Annotated in this window: 18 protein-coding genes; 11 read left to right on the top strand and 7 right to left on the bottom strand. The window is 65.5% G+C overall.

From position 1 onward, the window contains the following. Window positions 1-197: 197 nt before the first annotated feature. Both VGV07_RS13835 and VGV07_RS13830 read right to left on the bottom strand, forming a co-directional pair. Window positions 198-788 (bottom strand): hypothetical protein, encoded by a 591-nt coding sequence (locus tag VGV07_RS13835; RefSeq protein WP_326869296.1) that lies wholly within the window; start codon window positions 786-788, stop codon window positions 198-200. Next, window positions 781-1,941 (bottom strand): hypothetical protein, encoded by a 1,161-nt coding sequence (locus VGV07_RS13830; RefSeq protein WP_326869295.1) that lies wholly within the window; start codon window positions 1,939-1,941, stop codon window positions 781-783. Before VGV07_RS13830 ends, VGV07_RS13835 begins: the two co-directional genes overlap by 8 nt. Window positions 1,942-2,099: 158 nt before the next feature. Here VGV07_RS13830 and VGV07_RS13825 point away from each other — a divergent pair, with 158 nt between their 5' ends. The 8 genes from VGV07_RS13825 (at window position 2,100) to VGV07_RS13790 (ending at window position 11,044) form a co-directional block, all read left to right on the top strand. Then, window positions 2,100-3,695: a glucan biosynthesis protein G gene (locus VGV07_RS13825; protein ID WP_326869294.1), complete on the top strand. Its 1,596-nt coding sequence runs from the start codon at window positions 2,100-2,102 to the stop codon at window positions 3,693-3,695. Continuing rightward, window positions 3,692-3,835: a hypothetical protein gene (locus tag VGV07_RS13820; protein ID WP_326869293.1), complete on the top strand. Its 144-nt coding sequence runs from the start codon at window positions 3,692-3,694 to the stop codon at window positions 3,833-3,835. Before VGV07_RS13825 ends, VGV07_RS13820 begins: the two co-directional genes overlap by 4 nt. A gap of 18 nt (window positions 3,836-3,853) precedes the next feature. After that, entirely contained in the window at window positions 3,854-5,626 is a 1,773-nt protein-coding gene (gene mdoH, locus VGV07_RS13815; protein WP_326869292.1) for a glucans biosynthesis glucosyltransferase MdoH, read from the top strand. Beyond that, a complete protein-coding gene (locus tag VGV07_RS13810; RefSeq protein WP_326869291.1) occupies window positions 5,619-6,845 on the top strand; it encodes an OpgC domain-containing protein in 1,227 nt (408 codons plus the stop codon). Before mdoH ends, VGV07_RS13810 begins: the two co-directional genes overlap by 8 nt. A 195-nt stretch (window positions 6,846-7,040) precedes the next feature. Continuing rightward, the gene (locus VGV07_RS13805; protein ID WP_326869290.1) at window positions 7,041-7,988 is read left to right on the top strand and encodes a S1C family serine protease; all 948 of its coding nucleotides are present in this window, start codon (window positions 7,041-7,043) and stop codon (window positions 7,986-7,988) included. Window positions 7,989-8,012: 24 nt separating this feature from the next. Continuing rightward, entirely contained in the window at window positions 8,013-9,032 is a 1,020-nt protein-coding gene (locus tag VGV07_RS13800; protein WP_326869289.1) for a MoxR family ATPase, read from the top strand. Further along, window positions 9,007-9,948 (top strand): DUF58 domain-containing protein, encoded by a 942-nt coding sequence (locus VGV07_RS13795; RefSeq protein ID WP_326869288.1) that lies wholly within the window; start codon window positions 9,007-9,009, stop codon window positions 9,946-9,948. The genes VGV07_RS13800 and VGV07_RS13795 overlap by 26 nt, the downstream gene beginning before the upstream one ends. 4 nt (window positions 9,949-9,952) lie before the next feature. After that, window positions 9,953-11,044, top strand: a complete 1,092-nt coding sequence (locus VGV07_RS13790; protein WP_326869287.1) for a VWA domain-containing protein — start codon at window positions 9,953-9,955, stop codon at window positions 11,042-11,044. A gap of 132 nt (window positions 11,045-11,176) precedes the next feature. Here VGV07_RS13790 and VGV07_RS13785 read toward each other — a convergent pair whose 3' ends face one another. The 4 genes from VGV07_RS13785 to dctP are packed head-to-tail and all read right to left on the bottom strand — an operon-like array spanning window position 11,177 to window position 14,483. Then, window positions 11,177-11,611 (bottom strand): type II 3-dehydroquinate dehydratase, encoded by a 435-nt coding sequence (locus VGV07_RS13785; protein ID WP_326869286.1) that lies wholly within the window; start codon window positions 11,609-11,611, stop codon window positions 11,177-11,179. Further along, entirely contained in the window at window positions 11,608-12,918 is a 1,311-nt protein-coding gene (locus tag VGV07_RS13780) for a TRAP transporter large permease (protein WP_326869285.1), read from the bottom strand. The genes VGV07_RS13785 and VGV07_RS13780 overlap by 4 nt, the downstream gene beginning before the upstream one ends. Beyond that, complete coding sequence (locus VGV07_RS13775) at window positions 12,918-13,433, bottom strand: TRAP transporter small permease (protein ID WP_326869284.1); 516 nt, start codon at window positions 13,431-13,433, stop codon at window positions 12,918-12,920. Before VGV07_RS13775 ends, VGV07_RS13780 begins: the two co-directional genes overlap by 1 nt. 60 nt (window positions 13,434-13,493) lie before the next feature. Next, window positions 13,494-14,483 (bottom strand): TRAP transporter substrate-binding protein DctP, encoded by a 990-nt coding sequence (dctP, locus tag VGV07_RS13770; protein ID WP_326869283.1) that lies wholly within the window; start codon window positions 14,481-14,483, stop codon window positions 13,494-13,496. Between the two features lie 268 nt (window positions 14,484-14,751). On the opposite strand from dctP, the gene VGV07_RS13765 reads away from it, so the two are divergent. After that, window positions 14,752-15,417: a GntR family transcriptional regulator gene (locus VGV07_RS13765; RefSeq protein WP_326869282.1), complete on the top strand. Its 666-nt coding sequence runs from the start codon at window positions 14,752-14,754 to the stop codon at window positions 15,415-15,417. Between the two features lie 63 nt (window positions 15,418-15,480). On the opposite strand, the gene VGV07_RS13760 is transcribed toward VGV07_RS13765, so the two are convergent. Continuing rightward, complete coding sequence (locus VGV07_RS13760) at window positions 15,481-16,404, bottom strand: shikimate dehydrogenase (RefSeq protein WP_326869281.1); 924 nt, start codon at window positions 16,402-16,404, stop codon at window positions 15,481-15,483. Between the two features lie 166 nt (window positions 16,405-16,570). Between VGV07_RS13760 and VGV07_RS13755 the strand changes: the two genes are divergently transcribed. Continuing rightward, on the top strand, window positions 16,571-17,248 hold the full coding sequence (locus VGV07_RS13755) for a TetR family transcriptional regulator (RefSeq protein WP_326869280.1): 678 nt from the start codon (window positions 16,571-16,573) through the stop codon (window positions 17,246-17,248). A gap of 80 nt (window positions 17,249-17,328) precedes the next feature. Further along, complete coding sequence (locus tag VGV07_RS13750) at window positions 17,329-19,215, top strand: bifunctional sugar phosphate isomerase/epimerase/4-hydroxyphenylpyruvate dioxygenase family protein (protein ID WP_326869279.1); 1,887 nt, start codon at window positions 17,329-17,331, stop codon at window positions 19,213-19,215. Window positions 19,216-19,352: the final 137 nt, after the last annotated feature.

The raw sequence follows: 19,352 nt of genomic DNA, 5'->3' as shown, positions 1-19,352 counted from the left end.
CAACCGATCGGTTAAGGAAACTGTCTGGCGGTTGGCTGGAACATCGCGAGGCAGGTGGCTGTGGACCCCACCCCTGTCCCCTCCCCGCAAGGGGGAGGGAGACTAAAACACTGGCCTTAGTGGGAGCGTCTCCCCCCCCTGGCAGGGGGGGTCAGCCCGGACCGGCCTCGCGGTGGTCCTCCACCATGAAGCGGGGATCAGGCAGGGAGAAGCGCGGCCGAGAGCAGCTTGATCGAGCGCAGGCGGTTATCCGGATCGGTCGGGCCCATCTGCACCGCATCGGGGAAGCGCAGCTCGAGTTCGAGCCTGCCGTCGGCGGGGGCCGGGAGCGGCAGCGAGACCTGCTGCGGCGTGGGTTGGTCGAGCGTGACGGTATCAAGCAGCGTGCCGTTGGCGACGATCTCGACGCGCTGCGGCACGGTCGCACCGCCCTTCTGGATCGCGACCATCGCGAGCTGCAATGTCAGTGCCGTTGCAGGTTTGGCATAAACGAAGCGCAGGCGGGCGCTGGTGCCGACGGCGTGGTTGCCGTCGCCGGCCGGACCTTCCCAACCGCAGACCCGGATCAGCTTGGCGGCGTCCCTGTCCTCCGGGGTAAACCGCACCGTGGTGCCGAGCGCATATTGGCCGCTCACCGGCTGGTTGAGGCAGGTCGTGGTCTTGTCGATGTAGTAGGCCCGATAGTCAGGCGGCACCTGGGGGTGCAGCATCAGCCAGACCACGCCGAGCTCGAACAGCGCAACGAGGCCGACCAGCAGGTAGGCGCCGAGGCGGAGCGGGCTAGACAAGGCTCAAATACCCCGTCAGCCAGCCGATGGTGGTGACGTAGCCACCGACGAGCAGGACCAGCAGTGCCGTCGCGAACAGCCAACGGCGGCTCGCGAGCAGCTCGGTCAGCAGCAGCGGCATCGGCGCGAGCGCGGCGGTGAAGCGGAGCACCGAAGCCATGCCGGCAAACAGCGGCAGGGTGAGGCAGATCAGCGAATAGACCGCCATGCCATAGCGCCGCTGCACCAGCAGGACGATCGACAAGGCGTAGCCGACGAGCACGGCCACCGCGAGCTGCTGCGACGGCGTCGGCGCCCAGCCTTGCTTGGGGAAGCTGGTCAGCGCATTCCAGACGAACACCAGTGGGTTGCCCGTCGGGCGGGCCCAGGCGCGCTGCACGTGGCTGAAGGCCAGGGCGTCCCCGATATGAAAATGCAGGTACGCCATGTAGGCGAAGAGGCCGAGCGGCGCGATGCAGAGGGCCAGCAGGTAGTTGGGTCGCCGCAGCACGGCCGGCACGAAATCACGCCAGCTGCCGCCATTGGCGCGGTGCGCCTGCCAGATCTCGATGAGGATGGCGAAGACGATGAACACGCCGACGATACGGGTGGCCGAGAGCAGCGCGGCAAACAGGCCGGCGAGGAGAAACTGCTGCTTCTGCAAGGCGGCGAAGACGCAGAGCGTCAGGAACAGGAACAGCACCTCGGTATAAAAGGTGGTGAACCAGATCGAGAACGGACCGGCCGCGAGGAAGACCGAAAACAGCGTGTAGGCGCGGAGGTCTTTGCCGAGCAGCGGCCAGGCGACACGAGCCGAGGCGATTGCGATGAGGAGCGACAGGCCGGTGGCGGCGACGATGGTCTCGAGGCCCGTCAGGGTGCGGACGATGGCAACGAGGATCGGGTAGAGCGGGAAGAAGGCCCAGTTGCCGGCGTTGATCATCGTCGGCACCGGGAACGGATCATAACCGCTCTCGGACAGCTTCACGTACCACGGGCAATCCCAGCGGCACATGCCTTGGGCGAAACTGGCGATCGAAGCGTCGGGCACCGTGGCGGCGAACGCCAGGTAGCGGATCGCCAGCCCGACGACCGCCGAGGCCAGCGGGATGAGGATCAGGACAAGGCCAAGCGGCAGGGTTCGTGGGTGACGCAGTACGGCGGCGTCGCTCATGCAAGGATTCCGGGTGCGGAAACAGCCAGAACTCGTAACGCATTACGGCGAAATCATATCCATTCCGCCCGTGCATAGCTCCCATGCGACAACTTTCGACGCTCAACGGCGTTGCGGAATTCGTGTTTGGTGTCCCGATCTCTCCATAGCGATAGTGCATGTTTTCTGTTCCTCACCATCGGCTCGATCGGCGAGCCTTTCTTCGAGCCGCTGCGGCCACTGCGGCGCTCCTCACCACCACCTCACTCACCCGCGTCGCCCTCGCTCAGGAGAGCGAAGCGGAAGCGTTTGACTATGACGTGCTGACCGAGCGTATGCGCGCGCGGGCGACCGAGCCGTTCGATGCGACCGTGCCGGAGCTGCCGAAACTGTTCGCGGGCCTCGACTACGACGGCTACCGCAAGATCCAGTTCGACGGGCAGCACGCGCGCTGGATCGACAACAATTCCGGCTTCCAGGTGCACGCCTTCCCGATGGGCTGGCTGTTCAAGGAGCCGGTGGGCGTATTTGAGGTGGTCGAAGGCAAAGCCACGCCGTTCGGCTTCTCCAATGCCGATTTCATGTTCTACGATAAGGCGATGGGTGAGGAGGCTGCGGCCGAGGCGTTCCCCGGCATCGCCGGCGTGCGCATCAATTATCCGGTGAACGTAGCCGACAAGATGGACGAGCTGGTCTCGTTCCTCGGCTCGAGCTACTTCCGGGCCCTGGGGCGCAACAACATCTATGGGCTCAGTGCCCGCGGCCTCGCCATCAATTCCTGGCAATCCGGGCCGGAAGAGTTCCCGCGTTTTTCGGCGTTCTGGCTGGAACGCCCGAGCGAGGGCAAGCCGCTGGTCGCCTATGCCAGCCTCGAGGGCCCGAGCGTCACCGGCGCCTACCGCTTCGAGATCACCCCGGCGAGCGACGCGGCCCAGGAGACGGTGATCGACATCACGGCGCGGCTGTTCTTCCGCGCCGATATCGGCGAGATCGGCATCGCGCCGCTCACCTCGATGTTCCTGTTCGCCGAAACGAACCGATCGAGCTTCGACGACTACCGGCCGCAGGTGCATGACAGCAACGGGCTGATCGTCGAACGGGATGGCGGCGAGGTGTTCTGGCGGCCGCTCAACAATACGCCTGGTATCGGCAACTCCTACCTGTGGGAGAACAACCCGCGAGCTTTCGGGCTCTATCAGCGCGACCGCAGCTTTGAGACGTACCAGGATGCCGGGGCGCATTACGAGCGCCGCCCCTCGGCACGGGTCGAGCCGGTGGGCGATTGGGGCCAGGGCAGCGTGCGGCTGATCGAAGCGCCGTCGCGGCTCGAAGCCGAAGATAATATCGTGGCGTTCTGGATCCCGTCCGAGCCGGTCAAGGCCGGCGACGCGCGCGAATTCCGCTATCGGTTGATCTGGGGCGACCTGTTGCCCAAGGACGAAGCGCCGCTGGCCCATGTGGTCGAGACCCGCGCCGGCCAGGGCGGCGTCTCGGGCGTCGCCAATGACGCAAAGCTCAGGAAGTTCGTCATCGACTTCGCCGGCGGCGAACTCAGCGCCATGCCGACCGAAGCCAAGCTCGATGTGGTCGCCACGGCCAGCGCCGGCGAGATCGTTTCGACGGCACTATCGAAGGTCGACGCCAACGGGGTGTGGCGGCTGGCACTCGACGTGCTGATCGAAAGCACCGAGCCGGTCGAACTCAAGGCCAACATCGTCAGCACCGGCCGGACCATCAGCGAAACCTGGCTCTATCAGTGGAGGGCACTGGCATGAAGCACGACCGTTCCGACGTTTTCTCGGGCGCGCTTCCCGATGCTCCCATGGCGATGCCCAAGCAGGTGCTGGAGCGGCGGCGCAGCTCGCTGTTCCTGACGCTGCGCGCCGCCTTCGCCGCGGCGTTGCCGCGGTTCTGACGCAGGGAGTCCCAGCCCATGTCGTCCGCGGGCCCCCGAGCCCAAATCGCTCGAGCGCACTTGACCCGAGCCGTGGCTTTGGGCGCGGCAGCGCTGCTGAGCCTCGGCGGCGGCTGGCTGTACATGCGGTTCATCGGCAATGACGGTACCAGCCCGCTCGACGTGCTGCGCACCACGCTGTTCACGCTGGTGGGGTTCTGGCTGGTGTGGGGCGGCGTGGCCGGGGTGCTGGGCATCCTGGCGCCACCCATGCGGGCCAAGCAGAGCACTGGCCGCCCCCGCGGCATGACGGCGATCCTGATGCCGGTCTATAACGAGGACGCGGCGGCCAGTTTTTCGCGTGTTGCGGCAATGAACCGGAGCATCGTCGACCTGGGGCTGGCCGACCGGTTCCACTTCGCCATCCTGTCGGACACCAATCGCGACGAGGTCGCGGCCGAGGAAATCGTCTGGTTCAAGCAGTTGCTGGCCGAACCGATGGCCGAAGGACGGGTGTTCTATCGCCGGCGCGAGCGGAATATCGGCAAGAAGGCCGGCAATATCGAGGATTTCATCTCGCGCTCGGGCGGCGCCTACGACTATGCGCTGATCCTCGATGCCGACAGCCTGATGGACGGCGCGACGATCGCCGCGATGGCGAAGCGGATGGATGACGATCCGCGGCTGGGGCTGCTGCAGACAGTGCCCGAGGTGATCCACGCGCACAGCCTGTTCGGCCGAGTGATGCAGTTCTCGGCAGCCTATCTTTCCCCCTATTTCGCCCGCGGCACGGCGCTGATGCAGGGCGAGGAAGGGCCGTATTGGGGGCACAATGCCATCGTGCGGGTGCCGGCCTTCGCCGCGAGCTGCGGGTTGCCGGTGCTGTCCGGCAAGCCGCCGCATGGCGGGCATATCCTCAGCCACGACTATGTCGAGGCAGCGCTGTTGTCGCGGGCCGGGTGGAAGGTCGAGGTCGATCCCTATTTGGGCGGTTCCTACGAGGAAGGCCCGGAGAACCTGATCGAGTATGCCAAGCGCGACCGGCGCTGGTGCCAGGGCAACCTGCAGCACCGCCGGGTGCTGGGCGCGCCGGAGCTGAAGATCTGGAGCCGGTTCACCTTCATCCAGGGCATCATGGCCTATGCCGCCTCGCCGCTATGGCTGGCGCTCATGGCGGCAAGCATTCTCGCTGCGGCGCTGCCGAGCAAATACTGGTGGCGCGACAACGAGACCGGCATCTGGGTGCTGGCGGTGGCGGTCGGCGTGGCGCTGCTGCTGCCGAAGTTCCTGATTCTCGTGCGCTCGAGCCTCGGCGGTCGCAACAAGGGTTTTGGCGGGACCATCCGGGCGGCGTTGTCGGTTATGGCCGAGATCGTGATTTCGACGCTGCTGGCGCCGATCATGCTGTGTTTCCAGAGCAAGGCGGTGATCGAGATCCTGTTGGGGCTCGACGGCGGCTGGCCGGCGACCAACCGTGACGAGGGTCGGGTGAGCCTCGCCACGGCGTTTGCGGCGAGCTGGTGGGTGACGGTGGCGGGCGCCGCGGTCCTGGCGATCTCGACGGCGTTCGCCAGCGACCTGGTGCCCTGGCTGCTGCCGGTCGCACTGCCGGCGATCGCTGCGCCGCTGTTGATCGCGGCGACCTCGTACGGCAGTTCGAACGGCCGGAAGCGGGTCCTCTTCACCACGACAAGCGAGACTGCGCCGGCGCCGATCATTGTCGAGCAGCAGCGCATCTTCCTCAGTTGGACACAGCAGGGTTCTGCACTCGCCGACCCAACCATTGCCGGAACGGCCACCGCCCATGCCTGAGACTGTCGCGACGCTGAAGCGCGCTCCGCTGCTGGAGCGCCTCAAGTCCTTTGCCGGCTTCGCCATGGCGGACGCCGGCACGGCCGCACCGCGAGCCGGGCGCGATGCGCGGCTCGACATGTTCCGTGGACTGGCACTGGTGATGATCTTCATCAACCACGTGCCGGGGACGTTCTACGAGAACCTGACCAGCCGGAATTTCGGCTTCTCTGACGCCGCCGAGGCGTTCGTGTTCATGTCCGGCCTCGCCGCCGGACTCGCCTATTCCGGCCGCTTCGTCAGCGGGCCGCTGTGGCCGGCAATTGCCAAGGTGTGGGCGCGGGCGCGGCAGCTCTATTTCGTGCACCTCAGTATCACCATGATCGCGCTCGCCATCTTTGCCGGCGCCGCCTGGTGGTTCGGGCTCGACGAGCTGCTCGACAAGAACAACATCGCGCCGATCTTCGGCTTTCCCTTGCAGACGATGATCGGCCTGCCGCTGCTGACGCATCAGTTGGGCTATCTCAACATCCTGCCGCTCTACATGACGCTGCTGCTGGCGACGCCGCTGGTGATTGTGGTCGGGTTGCGCTGGCCGGTGCAGACGCTGCTCGGCTCGATCCTCGTCTGGGCGATTGCCGGGCAATTCCGCCTCAACCTGCCGAACTTCCCCACCCAGGGCGGCTGGTTCTTCAATCCGTTCTCCTGGCAGATCCTGTTCGTCATCGGGCTGCTGTCGGGCATGGCGATGAAACAGGGGCGGCGCTTCGTGCCGAAAAGCCCGGTGCTGTTCGGGCTCGCCGCGGCGTTCCTGCTGTTGGTGCTGCTGTGGGTGAAAATCCCGCCGCTCGGCGATCTCGGGCGGCAGGGACTGGGCTTTCTCAGCAAGCTCGGGCTGCCGTTCTACGTCACCTGGTTCGACAAGACCTTCCTCGCCCTGCCCCGGCTGCTGCACGCACTGGCGCTGTTCTATGTCGTCGCCTCGCTCGGCGTGATGTACCGGATCGCCGAGTCGCGGCTCGCGACGCCGTTGCGGCTGATGGGGCGGCAGGGGCTGGCAGTGTTCGCGACCGGAACGGTGCTGAGCCTGCTCCTGCAGGCAATCAAGACCGGCGTCAAAGGCGGTTTGTTGCTCGACACACTGCTGCTCGGCGGCGGTCTGCTGCTGCTGGCCGGGCTGGCCTATGTGCTGACCCGCACACAGGAAATGACGCGAAGCTCGGCGCGCCCGGCCGGTTGACACAACTCTCACATTTCAGAGAGCAACCACAGCTGATGCCACCTTGCGCCTTGCTGCGAGGTTCAGCGCGGGACTAGCCTGCTGATCGAGGGGGAGGAGACTGCCTGTACTCGAGCGCGGGAGCGTTTGGTGACCCGACGGCGACCACTCTATAGCCGGTCACAAAGGCCGCGTACCACGGCCGGTTCCGCTTGGGTGGCGCGCGACGGGGTCAGCCCGGTCTACCTCGATGGTCCGGAAGAGCTTACCAAACAAACATTGCGGATTCGTGTCAGCGCCTGGTGGAGCACGCTCTACCAGCGCCACCAGGGCCCGGTTCTGGTCGGCGCCGGGGCGCTGGTGACCCTGCTGCTGATCGGCGCCTACGACCTTATCACCCCCGATCCGCAGCGGATCAGCGACTGGCAGTTCATGACGGCGGTCAACAAGGTGGTGGACGAACGGCCGCGCGGCCCCTCGATCGAGTCGGTGGCCTACGCCACGGTAATCAGGTCGGTGGTGCGGGTCGACGGCTACGAAGACGCCGCTGACGGTCCACCTGCCGCCAGCCCCGAGGGACAGGCGGAGATACCGGCGGAGGGCAAGGTGGAAGAGGATTTCCACGAGCGCTTCACTGCCGTCGGCACCGGCGTCGTCATCGATGACCAGGGTACCATTCTCACCAATCTCCATGTGGCGGGAGCGGCCAAGAAGCTCCGGGTGCAGTTCTGGGACGGCAGCGAGTCTGAGGCGATGATCATCGGCGCCCGGCCGGAGAGCGACCTGGCGATCATCCGGCCGCTGAAGCTGCCCGACGAGCTGGAGCCGGCGACGCTGGCGACCAGCGCCGGGCTCAACCCCGGCGACGAGGTGGTGGCGGTCGGCTTCCCGTTCGGCATCGGACCATCGGCCTCAGCCGGCGTGGTCTCGGGACTGGGGCGGGCGCTCGCCGAGGACGGCCAGCCCAAACTGCAGAACCTCATCCAGTTCGACGCGGCGGCAAACCCGGGCAATTCCGGCGGGCCGCTGGTCAATGGCGACGGCGAGGTCGTGGGGATCGTCACCGCCATTCTCAACCCGTCCGGACTACGCACCTTTGCCGGCATCGGTTTCGCCGTGCCGATCGAGAACGCCGCCGCGGCGGCAGGAGAGAACCCGCTCTAGTTCACGCTAACCCCGACGGAGAAAATGGTCGACACATCGAAAGACTCCGGCACCGCCGTCGCTTCACTGATGGAGCAGGTGCTGTACGAGGTGAAGAAAGTCGTGGTCGGGCAGGACCATTTTCTCGAACGCGTGCTGGTGGCGCTGCTCGCCAAGGGGCACCTGTTGGTCGAGGGCGTGCCCGGGCTGGCCAAGACCCTGACGGTCAACACGCTGGCCGACGTGATCCAGGGCAAGTTCAAGCGGGTACAGTTCACCCCCGACCTGGTGCCGTCGGATCTGGTAGGGACCCGCATCTACAACCAGAAGACCGGCGACTTCTCGACGACGCTGGGGCCGGTGTTCTGCAACCTGCTGCTGGCCGACGAAATCAACCGCGCTCCGGCCAAGGTGCAGAGCGCCCTGCTCGAGGTGATGCAGGAACGGCAGGTCACTATTGCGGGCGAGACGCACAAAGTGCCGAACCCGTTCGTCGTCATGGCGACGCAAAACCCGATCGAGACCGAAGGCACCTACCCGCTGCCCGAGGCGCAGGTCGACCGGTTCATGATGAAGGTCCTCGTCGGCTATCCGAGCGAAGAGGAGGAGTTCGTCATCGTCTCGCGCGTCACCGGCCTCATGCAGGCGGTGACGCGAGTGGCGACCACCGAGCAGTTGGTGGCGCTGCAGGCCAAATGCCACAGCCTGTTCGTCGACCCATCGCTGATCCAGTTCGCGGTGAAGGTCGTGGGCGCGACGCGCAACCCGGCAGCCGCGGGCCTCGGCGACATGCAGCGCTTCCTCACCTACGGCGCGAGCCCCCGCGCCTCGATCAACATGATCGAAGCGGGGCGCGCGCTGGCGTTTCTGCGCGGCCGCGAATACGTGCTGCCCGAGGACGTGCTCGACGTCACCCCGGACGTGCTGCGGCACCGGATCGTCCTCTCCTACGAGGCGATCTCGGAGTCGATCACTGCCGACCAGATCATCGGCCAGGTGCTGAAGGCCATTCCCGCACCCGAAAAACCCCTGGAGGCGCATGTCCGCATCGCCGCAGCAGGCTGAGAGACTGCTTGGCCGCCTCGAGTGGACAGTGATCCGCAAGCTCGACGGGTTGCTGCAGGGGGATTATCGCACGCTGTTCCGCGGCTTCGGCCTCGATTTCGCGGATCTGCGCGAATACCAGACCTATGACGATGTGCGGCACATCGACTGGAACGTCACGGCGCGCACCCAGGTGCCGCATGTGAGGATCTACAACGAGGACCGGGACGTCACCGCCTGGTTCCTGCTCGACCTCAGCCCGTCGGTGGATTTCGGCTCCGACCAGGTGACCAAGCGGCAGATGCTCACCGAGTTCGCCGCGGTGCTGACGCGGCTGTTGACCCGGCAGGGCAACAAGGTCGGGGCGATCCTCTTCAACGGGCAATCGGACTATGTGATCCCGCCGCATACCGGGCGGCGGCACGTGCTGCATCTGATCGACAAGGTGCTCGCCAACCCGCGGCTGTTGCGCTCGCCCGAAACCGATCTCAACGCCTTTATCGGCAGGGCGATGGCGGTGATGCGGCGGCGCTCGATCTGCTTCGTGGTGTCCGATTTCATCTCGCAGCCAGGCTGGGAGCGCGGCTTGTTCCGGCTGAGCCAGCGGCACGAGGCGGTGGCGGTGCGGCTGCTCGATCCGCTCGACATGGCGCTGCCCGATGTCGGCATGCTGCTGTTCCAGGATGCGGAAACCGGCGAACAGCTGTTCGTCGACACGGTGGACAAGGGCTTCCGGCGGCGCTTCGTCGCCGCGGCGGCAGCTAATGAGGAAGCACAGATGGAAGCCTTCGCGGCGGCGGGGCTCGACGTGCTGGAACTTTCGACTTCAGACGACCTGGTCGATGCGGTGCTGCGCTTTGCCAATATGCGCAAGGTGCAATCGCGGCTGGGCGGTGGCGGCAACCTGCCAGAGATGGTGAGTTTAGCGAACGGGTGATGCAATGACCTTCATCTGGATGGACATGCTCTGGCTGCTGCTTCTGGTGCCGCTGCTGATCGGCGCCTACATCTGGTTGCTGCGGCGCCGCAAGAAGGCCGCCTTGCGCTACGCCAATCTCGCCATCGTCAAGCAGGCGATGGGCAAGGGAGTTGGATGGCGCCGGCATGTGCCGCCGCTGCTGCTGCTGGCGGCGGTCACGGTGCTGATCGTCGCCGTGGCCCGGCCGGCCGCCGTGGTGGAGCTCGCTTCGTCGCGGGCGACGGTGATCCTCTCGATGGATGTGTCGGGCTCGATGCGGGCCCGCGACGTCGAGCCGTCGCGCATGGTTGCGGCGCAGGAAGCGGCCAAGGAATTCATCCGCAAGCAACCGGCCGATGTGCAGGTCGGCATCGTCGCCTTTGCCTCGGCGGCCGTATTGGTGCAGGCGCCGACCATCGACCGCGAGGCGCTGTATCAGGCGATCAACAGTTTCGACCTGCGGCGCGGCACCGCGGTCGGCTCGGGCGTGCTGGTCGCGCTCGCCACCATTTTCCCGGACCAGAACTTCGACCTCGATGGCAGCGGCAACCAACGCGACCAGCTCGGCCTGCCGAGTTTCGGCGGCGAGCGCTTCGGCGCACCGGGCAGCGCTGCCGACGGACTGCTGAGCGGAACGCCGACCATGCCGGCCGAAAAGCACATGCCCGTGGAACCCGGCTCCTATGACAGCGCCGTGGTGATCCTGCTCACCGACGGGGCCACCACCACCGGCCCCGATCCGGTGGCCGCCGGACGGCTTGCCGGGGACTACGGGGTGAAGGTGTTCACGGTGGGGTTCGGTTCGGCCTCGGGCGACGTGGTGGATTTCGGCGGACGCTCGATGCGGGCGCAACTCGATGCCACGACGCTGCAGGCGATCGCCGATGCCACCGAGGGCGAGTATTACGAGGCGACCAGCGCCTCCGACCTTGCCGGAGTGTACGACTCGCTCTCCACCCGGCTGATCAGCGAAAGGAAGCTGACCGAGATCGCCTTCATTTTCGCCGGGGTCGGGGCGCTGCTGGCGATGGCTGCTGCGGGTCTGTCGATGCTGTGGTTCGGGCGGATCGCCTGAGCCACCGCCGCGCCGCCGACGGCGAGCGCATGTCGGTGCCGAGCGAGTTGCAGAAGTCGATCGGCAGGCCGCGCGGCTGCGCGCCTGAGCCAATAACGGACGGGGCCGAAACTGGCAGCGGCGAAGGCCATCTCAGGCCGCCAGCCGGGCCAGCAGCGCCTTTACCGCAATGGCATATCCGGCTGCCCCGAACCCGGCCATCACCGAGGTCGCGACCATCGATACGTAGGAGCGGTGATAGATCGGCTCACGCCGGTGGATGTTTGAGATGTGGAGCTCGATGATCGGGCCGGGAAACATCTTCAGCGCATCGAGCAGCGCCAGCGAGGTGAACGTGAAGGCTGCGGGGTTGATGATGATCGCGGCGCCTTCGTCGATCGCCTCATGCACGAGCTCGATCAGCTTTTCCTCGCTGTTGGTCTGGTGGAAGGCGACGGGGGTCGCCCCTGCCGCCTCGCGGCACATCGCCTCCACCTCGGCCAGCGTGGTGGTGCCGTAGATCTCCGGCTCGCGCTTGCCCAACCGATTGAGGTTGGGACCGTTGAGGACATAGATGGGTTTGCTCATGGTGATGCACTCGCAGGAACGTAGCCGAACAGCTTGGGCAGCCACAGCACCGTGTCGGGCACAAAGGTGAAGACGAGCAGCGCGAGCATGAGGCCGATGAGGAACGGCGCCACGTCGGCAACCAGCGCGCGCATCGGGGTATTGGCGATGCGGGTCATGATGAAGAGCAGCAGCCCATAGGGCGGCGTGATCAGCCCCAGCATGATGTTGACGACGACCACCACGCCGAAATGCACCATGTCGATTCCCAGCGCCTGTGCGGTGGGGATCAACACCGGCACGATGACGAGCAGGATCGTCGTTCCCTCGAGGATGCAACCGAGCAACAGCAGCAGGATGTTGACGGCGATGAGGAACATCACCGGATCGAGGTCCCAGGCGAGCAGCGTGGCGCTGATGGTGCGCGGGATGTTCTCGATGGTGACCACGTAGTTGAACACCAGCGCCCCGGCGATCAGCATGCCGATCGAGGCGGTGGTCTTGGCGCTGGCCAGCACCGAGCTGTAAAGGTCGGGCAGCCTGACCGCCCGATAGATGACCACCGAGACGATCAGCGCATAGAAGGCGGCGACGGCGGCAGCCTCGGTCGGCGTGGTGACGCCACCATAGATGCCGAACATCAGCACCGCCGGCATCAGCAGCACCGGCAGCGCGTCCCAGGTCTTCCTGGGCAGCTGGCGGAGCGGCACGGCGTCTTCGACCGGAAAGTTCCTGATGCGGGCGGTGACGGCGACCTGAACCATCATCACGCCAGCCATCAGCAGCCCCGGCACGACGCCGCCGAGGAACAGGTAGCCGATCGAGGTATCGGCAACGAGCGCGTAGAGCACCATCGGGATCGACGGCGGGACGATCGGGCCGATGACCGCCGTGGCCGCTGTGAGGGCCGCTGCGTAGCTCGGCGGGTACTTGCCGTCCTTGGTCATCATGAATTGCATCATCTTGCCCGAGCCGGCGGCATCCGCGATGGCCGAACCGCTCATGCCGGCAAAGACGATCGATTGCAGGATGTTGACCTGCGCGAGGCCGCCGCGGAACCGGCCGACCACTGCATTGCACCAGTTGAGCAGCCGCTCGCTGAGCGAGCCCGAGTTCATGATCTCGGCGGCGAGGATGAACAGCGGCACCGCCAGCATGATGTAGTTGGTGTACATGCCGTTGAGCAGCTGCTCGGCGGCGATGCCCATGTCCTGGCCGCGCATCAGCAGGTAGAGGATCGAGCCGGTGATCATCGAGGCGCCCATGGGCAACCCCATGAAGGCAAGTGCGGTGATCAGCCCGAGCGAGAGGGCGAAGGCAAGCGACATCAAATCCCCGACTTGATTCTGGTGACGTCGATCGCGTCGCCCGGCTTGCCCCATATTGCCTGGTAGCCGAGCCAGAGCTGGCGCACGATCATGGCGATCGCGAAGAGCCCATAGATCGAATAGAGCCAGTCGAAGCGGATCTTGAGGTAGGCCGTCTTCTCGACCTTCATGAAACCGATGTAGTCGAGTACCGCCGGCAGCGAGATGGCGAAGAAGAACACCACCGTCACCGCGCAGATCACCACCATGATCCGGCGCGTCCGCTCGCTCACCGTCGAGTAAAGCAGGTCGAAGCGGATCTCCTCATGGTCGCGCACCACGAAGGCGGTGCCGAACAGCACCAGCCACACCCACATGATGACGCTGATCTCGTGGGTCCAGCCGATGGGCAGGTTCAGCAGGTAGCGGAAGACGATCTGGACGATGAAGACGGCGAACATTGTCGCCAGCATTGCGGCGAGCAGGTTCTCCGCGCGGGCATGAAGCCAGACGCCGATCCGCAAGAGTAAGGACATCTGCCGCTCCGGTTCGAGGACGGGTGGCGCAACGTGTGCTGCGCCACCCTGAGGAGGAGGCTAGAGCGCGTTGATCCTGTCCAGCACGCCTTCCGGCCAGCTCTTGGCCAGCTCGGACTCGAGATAAAGCTTCTGCGCGTTGGCGCGGAACGCCTCGACATCGGGCGCATAGATCTTGAGGCCATCGACCTCGAACTTCTTGAGCAGCTCGGCCTCGCGCTCGACGTGCTTGGCCTGGCTGAAGTCGATGGCGGCAGTGGCCGCCGCCTGCAGCGCTTCCTGGTCCGCCGCCGAGAGTTTGTCCCAGGCCGCCTTCGAGATCACCAGCAGATCATAGCCGACCAGATGCGAGGTGAGGACGATCTGCTTCATCACTTCGTAGAACTTCATGTTCTCGACGTTGGGCAGCGGGTTGTCCTGGCCGTCGATCGCACCGGTCTGGAGGCCCGTATAGACTTCGGCGTAGGCCATCGGCGTCGGGTTGGCACCGAGCGCCGTGCCGAGGAACTGCCAGGCGTCGCCGCCGGGCATGCGCAGCTTCACGCCGGCCATGTCGGCGGGAGTCTTGATTTCCTTGTCAATGCGCAGGCCCACCTGCCGGATACCGAAATAGGTCGGCCCGAGAATGCGGATGCCGAGCTGGTCTTCGGCCATCTTCTTGAACTCGGCCCCCGTTTCGCTGTCGAAGAAGGCCCGCAGGTGCGCGGCGTCGCGGAACAGGTAGCCCGAGGTCAGAACCGACCAGGCGGGGATCTGGTTCGAGACGTCCTGGGGGGCAATATTGCCCATCTCGAGGTTGCCACGCTGCAGGGCGACCAACTCGGTACCCTGCTTGAACAGGTTGCCGCCATAGTACGGCTCGAGCGTCGCGAAGCCGGCGACGCCCTCGCCGAACTGCTTCATCATCTCGGCGCGGATATCCTGCTCCGAGAACACCGCCGAAAAGCGCAGCACGGGCTTATCCTGCGCGAGGACCGGCGTCATCACGGTAGCCGCCAGAAGTGCGACTGCGCCGAACAGGGTCGCTCGCCGCCGAATATGGAAACTCATGTCATCCTCCCAATTGGAAGCGTCGCTTCCTTCCACCCGCGTCGCGGGCAATCCCTCGATCAGCCCGCGACGGCGGACTCCCTCGCCTTCCGGATCTTGCTGTCCGTCGGCGTCCGTCACTTTGTACGAAATGGTTCGTACATGTCAATCGACGGCATTGCCTGTCGGCCGCTCGCCATCCCCGGGACACTGGACCCCCGACTTGTCATTCGTCAATATCCATTTTATCGGATGATTGTGGTATCATCCGATATCGAACGGAGCAGGTATGGACGACGCGGCGGACAGTATCGGCGAGGTGACGTTCAGGGCCATTCGGAGCGACATCATCCATGGCGTGCTCCGCCCGGGCGACAAGCTGACGCTCGACCGCCTCAGGCAGCGCTACGAAGTCAGCGTCGGCACCTTGCGCGAGGTGTTGACCCGGCTCGCCAGCGAGGCTTTCGTCGTTGCCGAGGGGCAGAAAGGCTTTGCGGTCGCGCCGGCGTCGGAAGCCGACCTGCGGGAGCTGGGCGCCCTGCGCCTCTTGCTCGAGAACCACGCCCTGGCGCTGTCGCTCGCCACCGGCGATCTCGAATGGGAGGGGCGCGTGGTTGCAGCGCACCACAAGCTGGCGGCCATCGAAAAGCGGCTGCTCGCCGGCGAGAGCAACCGCACCCCCGAATGGATCCGCTATGATCGCAGCTTCCACGAGTCTCTGATCTCGGCCTGCGGCTCCCGCTCGCTGATGGCGATGCACACCTCGGTGTTCGATCGCTTCGTGCGTTACCACATGCTGGCCGGCAGCTTCCGCGGCAAGCCGGTCGCCGACGATCATCTCGCTTTGCTCGAAGCCGCCCTCGCCCGCGACGGCAAGACCGCGCAGAGGCTGCTCGAGGCACACGTCAACAAAGGCATCGAGCATGTGGTGCGGAGCCGCGCGATCGGCCGGTAGTGCCTCGAACGCGCAGTCGGGAACCCCTCTCCCTGCGGGCGGAGGGCGGCCCGGACTGAGGATTCAGCGACTCTCCGCCTCGAAATGCGCCAGCATCGCGGCTCGATCCGGTGCCGTCCCCGTGAACAGCTCGAAGGCCTTCACCGCCTGGTAGACCGCCATGCCGGTGCCTCCCAGCGTGCGGCAGCCCAGCCGGCGCGCCGCCTGCAGCAGCGCCGTATCGGCGGGGAAGTAGATGATCTCGGCAACCCAGTGCGAGGCGCGCAGCAGTTCGCCTGGAAACGCCAGTCCCGGGTACTTGGCCATTCCCACCGGCGTGGTGTTGACCACCCCGGTGGCACCGGCGAGGCCTATCGCCGGGTCGTCCGTTACCTCCACCTCGGCACCGAAGCGCTCGCCCAGCCGCTCGGCGAGGCGCTTGGCGCGATCGAGCTCGGTCTCGCACAGCGTCAGTTTGCGCCCGCCCAGCGACAGCAGCGCGTGCCCCACTGCCGCACCGGCGCCCCCGGCACCGAACTGCACGATGGCCTCCATCGACGCGCCGGCGAGCCCCTCGCGAAAACTCTCGGCAAAGCCCCAGCTGTCGGTGTTATGGCCGAGGCGGCGGCCGGTGCCGAACACCACGGTGTTCACCGCGCCGATCGCTGCGGCTTCCGGGGCAAGGTCGTCCAGCAACGGCAGCACGGCCTGCTTGAACGGGTGGGTGACGTTGAGGCCGGCAAAGCCCAGTGCCTCGGCCAGTTCGATCATTGCCCCCAGGTCATGATCGGCCAGCCCGAGCGTATCGAAATCGATCAGCACATAGGTGTAGTCGAACCCGATGCGGCGGCCTTCGAGCTCGTGCATGCGGGGCGTCTTCGAGGCCTGGATGCCGCGCCCCAGCAGCCCGACGACGAATTGACGACCACCCGCCGATGGTGCCTTGCGGCGCGTCGCGACCAGGTCGCCCAGTTGCCTCCGGGCCTCGTCGACAACGGCTGAAATCAACTTCGTCTCCACCAGCCGCCCCGGGGCGCCGTCGCCCGGATCGGACGTCGCACCCTTGTCATTCGGCCCGCCCGACCGATAATGGTCTGGCTACGTACGCGCAGTGATGTACGAACTGGTTAGTTTAGTCAATCTCTCCGCCGGGAGGGACGGAGGAACGGCTTACATGGCGCCCAAGGCCGCAAAACCCGAAGCTCAGAGCGGGGTCCGCACGCAAGACCCCGAGGGGACGCGGCACAACATCATCGAAGTCGCCTCTGAGGAGTTTGCCCTCAACGGCCTGTCGGGCGCCCGAATCGACGAGATCGCGGCACGCACCCGATCGTCCAAGCGGATGATCTACTACTACTTCGCCGACAAGGAAGGCCTCTACCTGGCCGTGCTGGAGAACGCCTACCGCAAGGTCCGCGAGGGCGAGGCCAAGCTCGACATCGGCGGGCTGTCGCCGCTCGATGCGCTGCGCCGGCTGGTGGAGTTCACCTTCGAGCATCACCACAAGCATGAGGATTTCATCCGCATGGTGATGATCGAAAACATCCACCACGCCGAGTACCTGGAGAAATCCAAGGTGATCCGACAGCTCAACGTCACCGCCATCGGCACCATCGAGACGCTCTATGAGCGTGGCGTGGCGGAAGGACTGTTCCGCCCCGGGCTCGACCCGATCGAACTGCACTGGCAGATCAGCGCCCTGTGCTTCTTCAACGTCTCCAACCGGGCGACGTTCTCGAAGCTCTTCGGCCGCGACCTGAGCACCGCCAAGGCGCAGGCCGCGTTGATGCGCAACTCGGTGGACATGGTGCTCCGCTACATCGTCCGCCCCGAGAAACTGCCGGCCGAATAGCCATGCTGCCGGCAACTTGACCGCAACCAGATCAGTCTCTACCGATTATGTACGAACTAGTTCGTTTATTGGAGGAGACGATGCGGACCTCGATTGCCACGGTCTCGATCAGTGGCGAACTCCCCGACAAGCTGGCTGCTATCGCCGCTGCCGGCTTTGACGGGGTCGAGATTTTCGAGAACGACTTTCTCGCCTTCGATGGCAGCCCGGCAGATGTTGGCCGGATGGTGCGCGACCACGGCCTCGAGATCAGCCTGTTTCAGCCGTTCCGCGACTTCGAAGGCATGCCGCCATCGCACCGGCAACGCACCTTCGATCGCGCCGAGCGCAAGTTCGACATCATGCAGGAGCTCGGAACGGACCTGCTGCTTGTCTGCTCCAATGTCTCGACCCTGGCGCTGGGCGGCATCGACCGGGCGGCCGACGACTTTCGTGAACTGGGGGAACGTGCCAAGAGGCGCGGGCTGCGTGTCGGCTATGAGGCGCTGGCCTGGGGCAAGCACATCAACGACCACCGCGATGCCTGGGAAATCGTGCGGCGAGCCAGCCATCCCAATATCGGGCTGGTGCTCGACAGCTTCCACAGCCTGTCCCGCCGCATCGAGATCAACTCGATCCGCTCGATCCCCAGGGAGAAGCTGTTCATCGTTCAGTTGGCCGATGCGCCGCAGATCGACATGGACCTGCTGTACTGGAGCCGCCACTTCCGCAACATGCCCGGCGAAGGTGACCTGCCGGTGGCCGAGTTCACCGCGGCAGTGGTAGATACCGGCTATGACGGCTACTTCTCGCTGGAAATCTTCAACGATCAGTTTCGCGGCGGTTCTGCGAGATCGATCGCCGCAGACGGCCACCGCTCCCTGATTTACCTCGGCGATCGAGTGCGCCGCTCGACCGGGTCGGAGACGTTGCGGCTCGAGCCGATTCCCGACCGCATCGAGGTCAAGGGCGTGGCTTTCGTCGAGTTTTCAGCCGATGCGGCAGACGCCCTCAACCTTGGCGCCCTGCTGACCACGCTGGGCTTCACGAGGATCGCCGAGCACCGCTCCAAGCAGGTGACGCTCTACCAGCAGGGCGAAATCCGGATCATCATAAACACCGAGGGTTCCGGCTATGCCCACACCGCCTTCAAGCTGCAGGGAACGTCGGCCTATGCACTGGCCCTCATCGTCGACGACGCCAGCGCTGCCATGGCGCGGGCGCTTGCCCTGGGCGCCGAGCAATTCCAGCAAGCCGTGGCGCCGGGTGAACTCGAGATTCCGGCCATCCGCGGCATCGGCGGAAGCCTGCTCTATCTCGTCGACGAGGCCAGCAAGCTGGGCCGGTTTCAGCAGATCGATTTCGAACCGGCCGGTCTCGATTTCGAGGAACTGCCGCGACCAGCCGGTCTCAACAGCATCGACCACCTGGCGCAAACCGTTCCCTATGACGAGATGCCGACCTGGCTGCTGTTCTACAGCTCGATCTTTCTGGCCGACAAAACCCCGGTGGTGGATATCGTCGACCCCTCAGGGGTGGTCCGCAGCCAGGTGATCGAGAGCAGCTCGGGAGCGCTCCGCATCACCATGAACGGCGCCGAAAACAGCGCGACCCTCGCCGGCCACTTCCTCGCCGACAAGCTCGGCTCGGCCATCCAGCATATCGCCTTTGCAACGAGCGACATCTTCGCCAGCGCCGCTGCGCTCGATGCCAATGGCTTCCGCTCGCTGCAGATCTCGCCGAATTACTACGACGACGTGGAAGCCCGTTTCGGCCTCGAGCCCGAGTTCACCGGCCGGCTGCGCAAGCACAACATCCTCTACGACCGCGATGAGTGGGGCGAATACCTGCAGCTTTACAGCACCACCTTCGGCCAGGGCTTTTTCTTCGAAGTGGTGGAGCGCCGTGGCTATCGCGGCTACGGCGCCGCCAACGCCATCTTTCGGATCGCCGCGCTGAAGAAGGCGATCCGCCGGCTGGCAAGCTAGGGGACCGCGTCGTCGCGCCGCGCGCTGGCTCTTCGGGGCCGGGGCCTCCCCTCGCTATGGCCCGTGCCACCCCTCCCCCGCCGACCGAGCGACATTGTGGCGCTTGCGCGTCGGCGTAATTCTGATAATCACACTCA

It is taken from the genome of Devosia sp., assembly GCF_035944845.1.
Taxonomy (GTDB): Bacteria; Pseudomonadota; Alphaproteobacteria; order Rhizobiales; family Devosiaceae; genus Devosia_A.
Note: the sequence above shows the minus strand (reverse complement) of the source record. Positions and strands in the feature narration are given on the sequence as shown.